Raw genomic sequence first — 12820 nt, 5'->3', positions numbered from 1 at the left:
GCGGGCTCGGGCACGGCATGGGTGCCGAGACACGGGCTATGCCGTCGGCCGGTTGCTCGGCTTCTGGGCCCAGCCGGAGATGAATATCCCCGACCGCTCAGTCACCGTCACCATGTGCTGACGCCGTCGAAGTCCGCACCCCAGACAAGCTCACGCCCTTCACCGCATCCAGGCGATCGCTGCCCCTTGTGCGGAGCGCACCACGGCGACGCCCGGCCCCTGGCTGATTCCGCGCCACCGTCCTCGAATGCGCCTGCCACACAGGCTCCAGTGAATGAAACGACGGAGCCGGCCCCCTGCCCTCTTCAAGCAGGCGACCGTCGGTGACAACAACACTGCGGCACCTGGCGCGTCTCAGCCACCTCCGGCCGCTCCCGCTCCACCACCCCCCATCGGCGCCGCGCCGGGGCAGGCCTGCGGGGCCGGCCGTGGCCGCGTACCGGCAGCAGGTGGCCTGGGGGAAGGGCGCGGGGCAGGACCGCCGCCTGCCAGGGCACCCGCCCGCCTGGGGCGCGAGGGCGGGGCGTCCGGGTGCGGGCGTGACAGGGGGGGGCGGTTTGGTGTGCGCTTTCCGGTCGGGACCGTCATGCGCCCCGGGCGCTTTGCCGTGCGGCCGAGAGCGGTGTGGATGGTTCGGGGTCGGGAAGGCTGGTGCTCGTGATCGAACGTGATGCGGGCGGCCGGGAAGAGGCCGGCGGAGCAGATGTCCTGGACCTGCACCTGGAGATGGCGCGTGCCCGGCTGTCCCCAACACGGTTCGAGGCGGTTGTCCGGGCGGTGCAGGACACCTGCGGGCTTCTCGCCCAGGGCCACCAGGCGCTGGTGGCGATGCCGGGGGAGGAAGGTTTCAGCCCGGACCTGCAGCGCGAGTACCTGGCACGCTCGCGGTGATGATCACAGGCAGCCTCGACCACCGGGTCGTCGAACTCCCCGGCCCCGATCACGCGCCCGTCCTGGCTGTCGTCCGAACAGCCAGCGACCCGGGCCCCGCGTGTGGCACAGCAGGGCGTATTGGACGGTGCGACACCACGGACCCCCGTACGGCAACACCATCATGACGACAATCACACGCCGGCCTCCCTGGCTTCAACCCAGCACTGAGTAGCTCAGCCACTCAGTGCTGGGTTGTGCGTACCAGCTGCGGGCCCAGCAGCAGGGTGGCTTTGGTCCGGCGGGGATTACACGTACAGGGCGTAGAGCTTGCCGACGGGGTGCGTGTTCTGGCGGGGGTGTGGTCGTTGGGAGTGCAGGAGGCGGGTGCGGCTCCGGCTTCCGGGCGGTCTTGATCACGCTGGGAGGAGTGGGCCGGGCCCGTGTGAATGTCGACCAGGGGAGAGTCGTGTCCCAGCCTCATGTTTCCGATGTGCCGCCGCGGGGCGAGGGCCGCCGCTGGCATCCCGCCCTTGCTGTTCCCGTCGTGATCGCCGCTACGGCCGTGCTTCCGCCGCTGGGTGCGGTGCTGGCGTTCTGGGCTCGCTGGGGCAAGCCGGCCAGGGCCGTCACGGTCACCCTGGCCTGTGTCTGGTTCATCGTGCTGGTGGCCGCGGATCCAGGTGCGCAGAAGCCGCGGGACGACGCCAAGGCCGCCCCGCAGCCGACTGTCACGGCCGCCACGACCGCGACTGCCACGGTAACGGTGACGCTCACCCCGGCCCCCGCTCCGGCTACGGCGTCGGCCTCTTCCGCCGCCGCGTCCACGCCGGCACCCGCCGTGCCGTCCCAAGACGCGGCGAAGACCACGGGACCCCGCCAGGCGCCCCCCGCACTCGGCGGCCCGGAATCCGGTTCCGGCAGCGGCGGCCGAGCCGACGCCGACGACGGTTCGAGCAGTGCGGTCAGCTACCGCAACTGCACTGACGTCCGATCCGCTGATGCCGACCCGATCCGCCGCCCCGGATACGGGCGTCATCTCGACCGTGACGGCGACGGCGTCGCCTGCGAGTAGACACCACCACGGGCGCCGCCCCTGATGGGGGCGGCAGGCACCAACTGTTGGACCGACCGCCTGCCCTGGGCCGGCATGGAGGCTCCTTCTGCACATCGCCCTTTTGCGGGCCCCGGCGGCGTGCTGGTGGGCGCGGGCGATCGTGGAGTCCACACTGACATCCCACGTGATCAGGCCCTTCGCATCCTCCTTTGCCCGCTTCCGAAGCCTCAGGGTTCGACGTCGGAAACAAGTCCTGCAGAGAGCTTCCGTCCGGTTGCGCGGCGCGTATACGCTCACTGGCTATGGGAGCGCTCCCATAGCTGTCGAAGCAGCGTCATGTGCAGTACCGGAGGTCATCCAGCCAGGTAAAGGTGCATTGCCACTGTGGAACCCGCTTTTGAGGCTGGTCTCTCGCCGGGCGGCGCCCATATGGCGTGATCGGTCATATACGTGCGTTGAGGGAGAGCGCGATGAGCATGCGAAGAGCCCTTCGGGCTTTCGGCGTTGTCGGAGTGCTTCTGGCGGGTTCGGTGGCCGGATTCGGCGGCCCGGCCTCCGCGGTCGCCTCGCCGGCCGCCGGTCAGTCCGCCGCAGACGGCAGGGCATCAGCGGTCGCCGCGGCGCCGGCACTGCGCGTGTCGGGCAACCGCCTGGTCACCGGATCCAATTCCACGTTCCGCCCACTGGGCGTCAACCGGTCCGGCGGGGAGTTCGGATGTGTCCAGGGCAAGGAGATATTCGACGGGCCGACGGACCAGGCGGCCGTCGACGCGATGAAGGCATGGAAGATCAACTCAGTCCGGCTCCCGCTGAACGAGGAGTGCTGGCTGGGCACCGGGAACTTACCTCCGACAGCGCCCAGCGCGGCGGCGTACCAGCAGGCGGTCAAGACCTACGCGGACCTCCTGGTGGCCAATGGCATCAACGTGATCCTTGACTTGCACTGGACCTGGGGCGAGTACACCGGTCCCGGCGGAGGCTGCCCGGACGTCGCGGCCACCTGTCAGAAGCCGATGCCGGACGCGCGCTACACCCCCACGTTCTGGTCCGAGGTGGCCACGATGTTCAAGGGGAACGGAGCAGTCATCTTCGACCTGTTCAACGAGCCGTACCCGGACGCGGCCAACAACTGGTCCGACGCCACGGCCGCATGGACCTGTCTGCGTGACGGCGGCACCTGCGCCGGGATCACCTACCCGGTCGCCGGCATGCAGACCCTCGTCAACGCGGTACGCGCCACCGGTGCCACCAACGTGATCATGTCGGGCGGTCTGGAGTGGACGAACAACCTGAGTCGGTGGCTGGAATTCAAGCCGGCCGACCCCACCGGCAATCTGATGGCTTCATGGCACTCCTACAACTTCAACGGCTGCGTGACCACTTCGTGCTGGGACAGCAACATCGGAGCGGTCGCCGCCCAGGTGCCGGTCCATGCCGGCGAGATCGGTCAGAACACCTGCGCCCATGACTACATCGACCAGGTGATGGCCTGGGCGGACGCCAACAAGGTCGGGTACACGGCCTGGACCTGGAACCCTTGGGGTTGCAGCGGCGGCAATGTGCTCATCGAGGACTGGAACGGCACACCGACCAGCACCTACGGTGAGGGGTTCAAGGCGCACCTGCTCAGCCAGACCCCCGGTGATCCCGGCGGTGACACCGCTGCGCCCACCGCTCCGGGGACTCCCACCGCCTCCGAGGTGACGGCCACCTCCGCGACCTTGAGCTGGGCGGCCTCCACGGACAACGTGGGTGTCACCGGTTACGACGTCGTCCGTGTCACCGGCGGCACCGAGACGCAGGTGGCCGGCTCGGTGTCCAACCGGGCCACGGTCACAGGGCTGTCCGACAACACGGCCTACACCTTCGCCGTTTACGCCAAGGACGCGGTCGGCAACCGCTCCACCCGCTCGGCCACCGTTACCGTTACCACCACCGGCACCCCGGCGGGCACCTGCTCCGTCGGCTACCGCTTGGTGGGGGACTGGGGGAGCGGCTTCCAGAGCGAGATCACCATCCGCAACACCGGCGCCGCCGCTGTCAGCAACTGGAAGCTCGACTTCATCTTCACCAACGGCCAGACCATCAACAACATGTGGGGCGGTACCCCCACCCAGACAGGCAGCTCCGTGAGCGTCATCCCCGCCTCCTACATCAATACCATCACCGCCGGCGGCTCCGTCACTCTCGGTTTCATCGCCAACAGGGGCGCCACGAACACCGCCCCGACCACCTTCACCCTCAGCGGCAGGACCTGCACCGCAGCCTGACCACAGCCGCTGCCCCGCAACCGACATCAGTTACGCCCCCGCAGTTGCCCCACCGCAACCCCGGAAACCCAGACCCGGCGGTATCGGACAGGGAACACCCGCCGGCCCGGCCACAACCGCCGGGCCGGCGGCCCTGTAGGGTGCCGGAATCGCAGGTACGCGATCAACGAGCGGCCGGACCGCACGTTCGCCTTCGACGAGTTCGGCCCGCTGGGCATCCGCCCCACCGCCGGCTCCTGCTGGGCAGAACAAGGCAGGCCAGACCGGCTGCCGACGACCTACCGCCGCACCCACGGAATCACCTTCTTCCATGGCTGCTACTCCGTCGGCGACGACGACATGTGGGGGACCAACCGGCGTCGCAAGGGCATCGACCACACTTGGGCCGCGCTGCGATCAATCCGCGCCGCTCCACCGGACGCCGCCCATATCTACGTGATCCTCGACAACCTCTCCGCCCACCTGAACTGGCGAATCCGCAGGTGGGCGACCCGGAAAAGGATCGAGCCGTGCTTCACCCCGACCTACGCGTCCTGGGCCAACCCCATCGAAGCCCGCTTCGGACCCTTGCGGCAGTTCACCCTGGCCAACGAACTCCCCGGCCCCAACGACGCGCCCGCCCCGGCCGTCGTCCCGACGCGCGCACCCCGGCGCCGATGGCGTCTCCCATGCCGCCGGCCCCCTCGGGACTCACCGGAGCATCGACCGCTCCGTGGGTGCCAGCCGCAGCCGTTGCGGGGTTCTGGCCCACCGTTGGGGAAGGGCCGGCAGTACCTCCTCCCGCCAGCGTTCCGAGTGCTGTAGGCGATTCAGGTGGTCGGCCATGCGGCCTTCGTCGGTGAAACGCGCGAACCATACGAAGACCTCCTCGTGCGTCCGTACCGGCAGCGCGGGGTAGGTGTTCGGGGCATGTTCCGACTGCAGGTACGCCAGTGGCTCGCCGCCGGTCTCGGCCAGTACCGGCCGCACCCGCCGCTCGAAGAAGTCGACGAACGCGGTGTCGAACGGGCCGTGGCCGTACCAGATCGTGGCGAGGAACAGCGATGGTGGTGATGTCGCCGGCTCGCCGGGGGCTCGCCGGGCTGCGGCCGGCACCGGGAACCCGCCGTGTGCCGAGGCCGGCCGCAGCAGCAGTACGTCATCGGAGTCGACCATCGTCGCGTTCGCCTTGTCGCGGTGCGCCCGCCAGACCGGCCCACCGTAGAAGCTCCCCAGCGCCTCGGCGCGGCGCGGCATGTCGTCGAAGCCGCGGAGCCAGACGAACCGGTCGGGGTCGTCCAGGTCGCGGAACTGCCCGAGCACGGTCGCGCCCACTGCCTCCTGGGACTCGACGAACTCCCGGTCGAACAGGTCGATCAGTGCGTCCCGCTGTCCTGCGTGCAGCGTGTACTGCCGCAGTTCAACGACCGGACACCGTGGGGCTTGCATCAGCCTTACTCCTCGTTCAGTTGCCGGAACAGTTTTTGTTACAACAAGCGGCAGCGCGGGCGGCGGCCGGTCGTCCGGGGTACCGGCCAGGCGGCTAGCTCACCAGCTAGTTCACCAGCGTCTCGCGAAGCACATCGGCGATCGACGTGTCCGCCAACTCCTGTCGCATGACCTGCTCGACCCGACCGTAGACCTCGCCCAGGGCGGGCCGGATGCCCCGGCCGACCGGGCATTCCAAGTTGGGCTCGGTGTGGTGCAGGCCGAACGGCGGCTGCGCACCGACGGCGTCGTACACCTCGAGCAGGCTGATCTCCTCCGGCCCACGAGCCAGACTCCAGCCCGCACCGGCGCCGTGGCGGACCTCCACCAGGCCGGCTCGCCGCAGGTCACCGAGGCTGCGCCGGATGATCACGGGGTTGGTGTTGACGCTGGCCGCGACCTGCTCCGAGGTGAGGACCTCCTGGCCACGGCGGTGCGCCAACGTCAGCCAGGCCAGCGCGTGCGTCGCGATGGTCAGTCGACTGTTCGCCGCCATGTGCACCCCTCCCTGCTGCAACAGCTTCTGTTACAGGGGTGCGTGGAGTCAAGCAGTCGCATCCGCAGTCCGGAGGACAGGCGGAGGGAAGCCGGCGCTTTCGCCGTAGCGCGCAGGGGAAAGCGCATGGGAAAGCAGCCGGTCCCCCTGAGGGTGGATCAGCCCAGGGACGCAAGCGTGAAGTGCCGCACGGCAAGGGGCGCGAGGAGGTACTCGTCCTCGCCCGGCAGGACCACGGGCTGGTCCCGCCAGTGCTCGCCGGCGTAGCCGACCAAGTCCTGCTCGCTGCGCCAGCGACTGACGTACAGCAGCGAGTCGGGCGGCGCGAGCAGGACCTCGTGGTCCACCAGCCCCGGGTACCGGCCGGGAAACTCCCGTACCGCCGAGACGATCACGTCGCGGAACGCCTCGAAACGTTCAGGACGTACGCGTGCCTCGCTCACCCTGATGATCACGGTCATCAGGGTGCCACGCGAGCAGACCCGGCGCCACCCTCGTGCGGCGCGCTCTGTCGCGTGCCGACGGGCCACTGTGGAGGTGTGGACGAGTCGTGGTGGGACGCCGTCCCGGCCGACGGCGACCATCGCTTCTGGGTGCCGCGTAGCGCCCGGACCGGACCGCGGCCCGGCGGGCCCCGGTGAGCACGAAGGCGGCCAAGGCCCCCTGACCACCCGCCGTCGGTATCGGCCCTTGCGGTTCAGCGCAGGCAGGGCGCGCTCACTGCTTGCTTGGGCCTGGCCCGCTCCGGCGCCTCTGGACTTGGACCCCTCACGGAAACCAGCTGCGAGGACGCATCGTGACGGCCTGGAGGTACCCGCTCCCCGGCGGTGAGACGGGGGCGGCTGGACCTCTTCGGCGTCCGCGTGCGCAGGATATAGCCCTGGCCGCACCGTACGGTCCCCCTGATCGGGCGCCGCCCGCTTCGGCGGGCTCCAGCTCGGCGGTGCCGAGGAAGCAGGCGACCTTGCCCGGTATATGTCGATGGCAACCGGAAGCTCCTGGGCGGGGGCGTCCTCCTCGACGGCGATGTGGCTGGGCATGAGGTCGGCGACGGCCGTGCAGATGGCGCCGCGGCTGACGCCGTCGTCACACGCGATGTCCTCGTCCTTGATGTCGTGGCCCTCGGCGCGGAGCTGGGTGACAGCGGCGTCCAGGCAGCGGGTGTTCCACGAAACGACGGCGTTGAGAACCAGGCCGAACGCCCCGAGCTGGTCCTCCTGGCCGTCGCGGTACGCTGCATGTCTGCCCGCGCTTGCCGTGGCAGAAGTCCCGGGCGAGCTTGTGCCGGCACTCCTGGACGGTGAGCTGGCGGTTCATCTGCCGCCGGTAGGTGCCGTCCACCGGGCCGACCGCAGCAGGTCGTAGGGTCTTGGCGATCCGCCCGTACTCCATGAACGCCTGCCCGACCTATGCCGTCTCTTTCGGATCTTGCCGTGTGGTCTCGCGGACGAAGAGGGTTCCCGCGCGGGCTGCGCATGTGACCGGCCGTCAGGCTTCCGGGGTGAGGGTGAAGGAGCCGAAGGTGCCCTTCGCCGCGAAGAACAGACCGCCGTCGCCGGCGGCGGCCAGCGTGTCGAGGCGCCGACGCGGCAGGGAACACCCTTCCACGGTCCGGCCGTCGGGCCCCAGCCGCCGGAGGCCGCCGTTAGCGTCCCCCACCAGGAGTCCGTCGGCGTACGGCAGCGGGTCGGCCACCAGTCGCCGATCTCCCTCGACCGACCAGCGCGTCGTTCCGTCGGCGGGATCCACCGCGAGGAGCCCCCTGCCTGGCCGCAGCATCCAGACAGACCCGTGGACGTACCCAACCGTCCCGAACGGATCGTAGGATGCGAGCCGGGCGGGCTTGTCCACGCCGACCCCGAAGGTCACCAGTGAAGAGGCCTCGCAGACCGCCACCACCCGCTGCGAATCCACCGGGACGAACGCCTTCGCGTCGGGTCCAGTGAGCCGCTCCGGCAGCCGCCATCGCGCCAGGTCGCTCCCGTCGGCCGGATTGAGGAGCACCGCCTCGTACCCGCTGCCTGTCAGTACCCCGCCGGCCCACGCCAGGGTCCGTACGGACGTCACCGGTGACGGCGTCGTCCACCGGACGCTCCCGTCGGCGAGGTTCAGGCCACTCATCGGGGTGTAGCCGCGCCAGCCGCCCATCACCACGGTGTGCCGGTGGACCGCGAGATTCCCCGTCCACCGTGGTGTCGGGGTGCTCCACAACGACGCACCCGTCCGCACATCGATGCAGGAGAGCGAATTCGGTGCTTGGGGCAACACCAGCACACGGTTCCCCGCGAGGACGATCCCGCGCGGCCAGGTACCGAGCGGCACGTCCCAGCGCACCGTGCCGTCAGAGCGCTCCAGGCAGACCAGCCGGTTGTGCCGTTCGTGCAGGACCACACAGTCCGGCCCCACGACGAAAACGGAAACGCTGCCCCGCTGGTGCAGTTCCCGCTCCCACAGCACTGTGGCGATCATCAGGCCATCCCATCACAGGGATTCGTCACAGAAGCGATCCTGGACGCCCTGTTTGCGTTTCCAGACGCCTCAGCATCCAGAATGTTTCTCTGGGTTGGGTGGGTACACGGAACATGGGGATACGGGGTTATGAGCTGGTACGTGCTGGTGGAGGCCAACGAGTCGTACAGCAGTGACGAGAGACGGGAACTGGTGGCCAAGATCCCCGTCGAAGGCGGGAGGGAAGCAGCCCTCGCCCGCGCCGAGGAGATGAGCCGGACCTATGTGCGGGGCGCTGACCCCGAGAAGTACGGCCGCCTCGTGTTCCGTACCTCCCCCACAAGCTGGCTTGTGGAGCAGACCTGGCTGGTCCGGTACGACCGCTCTGACAGCCCCTACACACTCTCCCAGCTCATGCGCATCTGCGTCGCCGAGCTTGTTTTTGCGCGGGAGCCCGCCGAGCCTCCCAAGAAGGGGTGGCTGCGCAGGTGACCGACGCACCCTGATCGAGCCGGTGAACGATCTCCAAGGCCGACTCGACCCGGAAAGCAGCGGCCGCCTACGGCCACTGACCACAGCGGAATGACTCGTTTAGCACGCGCGGGCGGGCTTCCCCAGTGCCCGTCCGGCGGGGGCTGATGACTCGTCTCGTCAGAGGTCGACGCGATGCTCTACAGCTGATGGGTCATCGACGGAGCCGTAGCGCAAGACGACGTGCGCCGGCCGGAACGGCAGACCGATCAGGATGGGTGCCATGACAGCGAAGAGTACGTCAGCGTCCGGTCCGTAGGCGTAGAGGGCCACCTCGCCTCCTCCGTACTCGTTTCCGTCGAACTCGCCGACGTCGGCTTGCTCGATCGCCTCGGTCAGCAGGGACCGGGCCTGACGGACGACCTCCCGTTGGCTTGGCTCGCCGAGGCTGCCATCGTCCAGTCGGTAGTGAGCGATGACGCCATGCTCAACGTCAATTTCTGCTTCGTCTGTGTCGGCCATGCGGGAAACGATCTCATCCCGCGACCGACATCCTCGTCAGCCTGGCCCTCCGGGACGCGGTCCTAGGTGATCGTGGGCTTGGCTGGCTTCTCCGTCGGTTCTTAGGGCGCCTGTTCGGGCGGTAGCTGGGGCCGTTCATGATGACTTGGTGGCTGGTGTTGATCAGCCGGTCCAGGAGTGACTCGGCGAAGACGGGGTTGGGGAAGGGGGGATACCAGTCGCAAGGCGCCCGGTTGCTGGTGATGATCAGGGACCGGCCCTGCCGCTCGCTGACCAGCTCGTAGAGGTCATCGGCCTGGGACGCTCCGAGCTGGCGCATGGCGAAGTCGTTGAGGATGAGCACGTCGGGCCGTACCAGTTCACGGATCTGCTTGTCCCAGGTGCGGCCGGCGTGGCCGCCGGCGAGGTCCGCGAGGGTCCGGCTGATCTTGGCGAAGCGGACGTGGGCGCCGTGGCGGACGGCGAGGTGGTCGAGGGCCTGGGCGACGTGCGTCTTTCCGACCCCGACCGGGGCGAAGATGGTGACCGACTCGCCGGAGTGGAGCCAGCGAAGGGCCTGAGGCCGAGGATCGGGGCGGCGTACCACGGGGGTCGCCTGCACCCGCAACACGCGGCCCCGAGCGGCGCGTATGACGTTCCCGGTCGCCATGATCTGCGCGGCTCGGCGAGTGCCTCGGGCGGTGCGGCGCAGCGCCCGCTGGCCGGTCCGTTCAGGGGCGCCCGCCCGCCGGGGGCGGGCGTTGTTGGGGTCAGGTGAGGGGGCGTTGGGGCAGGTGGAGGCGTACCGGGGCAGGACGGTCTTCTCGGCTTCGTCGACGGAGAGGTCCTAGCGGGTCTTGACGGCGATCCATTCGGTGATGTACAGGCAGCGCACCGCCTCGACGGGGGCACCCACTCGGCGGGGTCCTTGTCGGCTTTCTGGCGGTTCGACCGCGCGGTGACCGCAACGAGGTGGTGATCGACGAATAGGTCGTTGGCGTAGGCGACCCGCTGGGCCTTGTCCCAGTTGCGGGCGCCGGAGTCCCACGCCTCGGCCAGGGGCACGAGGTGGTCGATGTCGACCCGGTCAGTGGGGTATTCGCCGTCGTAGTGCGAGAACCACTTCCCGCCCGTGATCCGGCACCGCTCGCCGACCTGCGGCGCCTCGACGGCCTCCTCGATCAACACCTCGGCGCGGGTGTTGCAGCCGTCCTTGTCGGCGTCGATCCAGCCCCCGAACTCCCGCTCCCGACGTCCTCACCGTGCCGGGTCACTCCGGGCTTGATGGCCGACAGCCGCGCTCCTTCGGCCAGGAAATGGGCGAGGTAGGCGTAGTGGCGCCGCCAGTCCGGCCGGGCCATCGCCGCACCGTCTTGAACTTCGCCTACACCACTCCCACCGCCCGACCGCACCGCACCGGGTTGGCCACCGAGCTCTACGCCGGACACCGGCCCCACTTCCGGGGCGGGACGGACAGCCTCAGGGAGAGCCGGCCTTAAAGAGCGTTTTATCCCTTCTGGGGTGTTTGGTAAGTCGCCCAATGTCGGCGGTGTCGGCGTACACGTGAACGTGGCTCTGGCAAGATTTTCGTAGGCGGAGATCATCGCGGTGCCACGGTCGGCCGGTCCGTGTAGCGTCGGCGCAGGTGGGCGATCAGGACGACGCGGTGGCGGAGAAGAGAGACGCCGGCACGTCCGGCCATGATCCGTTTCTGCAGCTTGACGTCGGTGATGCGGCCTTCGTTGACTCCGGAGTTGTAAGGGGTCGTGATTCCCTGAGCGACGGCATGTCGGTCTTCGTGCAGGGCTCCGGCGAGGCCGGTGAGAGGAGCGAGTCCGCTCTGTGCGAGGTCACTCAGCCAGCCCGGCAGAGGTGCCGCGTCCTGGTTGTCGATCATGGTGGCGAAGCGGCGGACCAGGTCGTGGGTGAGCTTGAGTTCGGGGCAGTGTTCGAGGAGCCGGGGCAGGTGCTCGTTGATGTGCGGGCTGCGGCGGTGCGGGTGGATGGTGATCCAGCGGGCCGCTTCGCGAGGTGAGGGTGGGCGCTCGCGTGGCTCGTCGATGGGCAGGCCGCGGCGGAGCGGTGCGACGGCCATCTTCACGCGCTGATAGTGACCGAGGTAGCCCTTGGACTGCAGTTCTTCGTGCAGGATCTTCGCGCTGTGTTGTCCTTCGTCCCAGCGTTGTCGCAGGTAGTCGAGGTAGGGGGTCCAGCGTGGAGGGCTTGCGGGGCGGCCGACGCATTACTTCCTGCCAGGTGCGGGCACGGGCGTACTTGCCGACGGTGCGGCGGTCCAAGCCGAGCTCGCGGGCCACGGAGCTGTGGCTCCGGCCGGTGCGGGTCAGGGCTTGGACCGCCTCGAACAGACTCTGGGCATGGCGCCCGGCCCTGCTGCCCGCCGCGGCGTTCTCGGTGGTCTCCTCGGCCGGCGGGCGATCATCCTCGCTGACCGGTGGCAGGGCTGCGGGCAGGCAGCCGCGGTGGGCAGAGGCGATGTCCTGAACTCGGCGGGACAGGCCCTGCCAGAGGTGAAAGCGGTCGCTGACCTGCACGGCTTTGGGGGCGCCGGCTGTGATGCCCTGCCGGTAGGTGAGGGAGCCGTCGCGGCAGGCGACCTCGACGCCCGGGTGTTCACGGAGCCAGCGGCCGAGCTTTTCCGCGTCACGTCCTTCCCAGAGGGTGAGTGGAAGCCGGGTGGTGGCGTCGACGAGGAGGGTGCCGTAGGTGCCGCCGTGAAGAGCGAAGTCGTCGACCCCCAGGACCCGGGGCGTGACCAGTGGTGGCAGCGACACCCGCATCAGCTGGGACAAGACGGCGACCCGCGAGAGCCTGATATTCAAGATTCGAAGCATCCGGGATCCGCCGCGGCCGGCCAGCACCACGCCGATGTCCTCCACCAGGCGCTGCAGTCGTGGTGTCCGCCGCTGGCAGCGCACGGCCAGACCCGGTACTTGCTCGGCGAAGGTCGTCTTCGGGCAGATCGTATTCTCGCAGTACAGGCGGCGTACGGACAGGTCGATGCGCAGAGGGCGGCCTGCGAGCGTGACGTCGACGAGGCGCCGTGCGTAGCGGCTGTGGCACCACTCGCTGAGCTGGCCACATTCCGTGCAGCCCGCTGGTTCACCGGATCTCGTGCGGGCGCGGACCGCCACCACCGCATCGGAAACCTCAACCGAGACCACCTGTACATCGGACAACTGCGGTAACAAGCTTGCCAGTTCATCAGAGCACAGTCACAGG

Annotated in this window: 11 protein-coding genes and 4 pseudogenes; 5 read left to right on the top strand and 10 right to left on the bottom strand. The window is 69.1% G+C overall.

Annotated features, from left to right (window positions below):
• Positions 1-651 precede the first annotated feature (651 nt).
• The 4 genes and pseudogenes from ACZ51S_RS26850 to ACZ51S_RS26835 all read left to right on the top strand — a co-directional run.
• The gene (locus tag ACZ51S_RS26850; RefSeq protein ID WP_468803507.1) at positions 652-891 is read left to right on the top strand and encodes a hypothetical protein; all 240 of its coding nucleotides are present in this window, start codon (positions 652-654) and stop codon (positions 889-891) included.
• A 424-nt stretch (positions 892-1315) separates the two neighbouring features.
• Positions 1316-1945 (top strand): excalibur calcium-binding domain-containing protein, encoded by a 630-nt coding sequence (locus ACZ51S_RS26845; protein ID WP_468888556.1) that lies wholly within the window; start codon positions 1316-1318, stop codon positions 1943-1945.
• A 452-nt stretch (positions 1946-2397) separates the two neighbouring features.
• Positions 2398-4197 carry a cellulase family glycosylhydrolase gene (locus tag ACZ51S_RS26840; RefSeq protein WP_468962178.1) on the top strand — a complete coding sequence of 600 codons (1800 nt, stop codon included), beginning with the start codon at positions 2398-2400 and terminating at the stop codon, positions 4195-4197.
• Positions 4198-4353: 156 nt separating this feature from the next.
• Positions 4354-4881 (top strand): annotated as a pseudogene (locus ACZ51S_RS26835) (transposase); the annotation flags it as partial.
• 6 nt (positions 4882-4887) lie between these two features.
• On the opposite strand, the gene ACZ51S_RS26830 reads toward ACZ51S_RS26835, so the two are convergent.
• From ACZ51S_RS26830 to ACZ51S_RS26810, 5 genes and pseudogenes are all read right to left on the bottom strand, one after another.
• Positions 4888-5625 (bottom strand): NIPSNAP family protein, encoded by a 738-nt coding sequence (locus ACZ51S_RS26830; RefSeq protein WP_468803513.1) that lies wholly within the window; start codon positions 5623-5625, stop codon positions 4888-4890.
• A gap of 106 nt (positions 5626-5731) precedes the next feature.
• Entirely contained in the window at positions 5732-6160 is a 429-nt protein-coding gene (locus ACZ51S_RS26825) for an Rrf2 family transcriptional regulator (protein ID WP_468962175.1), read from the bottom strand.
• A gap of 158 nt (positions 6161-6318) precedes the next feature.
• Complete coding sequence (locus tag ACZ51S_RS26820) at positions 6319-6621, bottom strand: antibiotic biosynthesis monooxygenase (RefSeq protein ID WP_468474434.1); 303 nt, start codon at positions 6619-6621, stop codon at positions 6319-6321.
• A gap of 630 nt (positions 6622-7251) precedes the next feature.
• A pseudogene (locus ACZ51S_RS26815) lies at positions 7252-7567 on the bottom strand (Tn3 family transposase); the annotation flags it as partial.
• A gap of 81 nt (positions 7568-7648) precedes the next feature.
• Entirely contained in the window at positions 7649-8629 is a 981-nt protein-coding gene (locus tag ACZ51S_RS26810) for an outer membrane protein assembly factor BamB family protein (protein ID WP_468962174.1), read from the bottom strand.
• Between the two features lie 129 nt (positions 8630-8758).
• On the opposite strand from ACZ51S_RS26810, the gene ACZ51S_RS26805 reads away from it, so the two are divergent.
• Positions 8759-9100: a hypothetical protein gene (locus ACZ51S_RS26805; protein ID WP_468962172.1), complete on the top strand. Its 342-nt coding sequence runs from the start codon at positions 8759-8761 to the stop codon at positions 9098-9100.
• Between the two features lie 159 nt (positions 9101-9259).
• Here the strand turns inward: ACZ51S_RS26805 and ACZ51S_RS26800 are convergent, their stop codons facing one another.
• The 5 genes and pseudogenes from ACZ51S_RS26800 to ACZ51S_RS26780 all read right to left on the bottom strand — a co-directional run.
• Positions 9260-9601, bottom strand: coding sequence for a hypothetical protein (locus ACZ51S_RS26800; protein WP_468962170.1), 342 nt, complete (start codon positions 9599-9601; stop codon positions 9260-9262).
• 13 nt (positions 9602-9614) lie between these two features.
• Positions 9615-10202 carry an ATP-binding protein gene (locus ACZ51S_RS26795; RefSeq protein ID WP_468962169.1) on the bottom strand — a complete coding sequence of 196 codons (588 nt, stop codon included), beginning with the start codon at positions 10200-10202 and terminating at the stop codon, positions 9615-9617.
• A 356-nt stretch (positions 10203-10558) separates the two neighbouring features.
• A pseudogene (locus tag ACZ51S_RS26790) lies at positions 10559-10645 on the bottom strand (HNH endonuclease); the annotation flags it as partial.
• A 535-nt stretch (positions 10646-11180) separates the two neighbouring features.
• Positions 11181-11681, bottom strand: a complete 501-nt coding sequence (locus ACZ51S_RS26785; protein ID WP_468474681.1) for a hypothetical protein — start codon at positions 11679-11681, stop codon at positions 11181-11183.
• Between the two features lie 439 nt (positions 11682-12120).
• A pseudogene (locus ACZ51S_RS26780) lies at positions 12121-12732 on the bottom strand (transposase); the annotation flags it as partial.
• Positions 12733-12820: the final 88 nt, after the last annotated feature.

The sequence above is a fragment of the Streptomyces sp. NPDC034043 genome (genome assembly GCF_055575675.1).
This window is presented reverse-complemented; position numbering and strand designations above follow the sequence as displayed.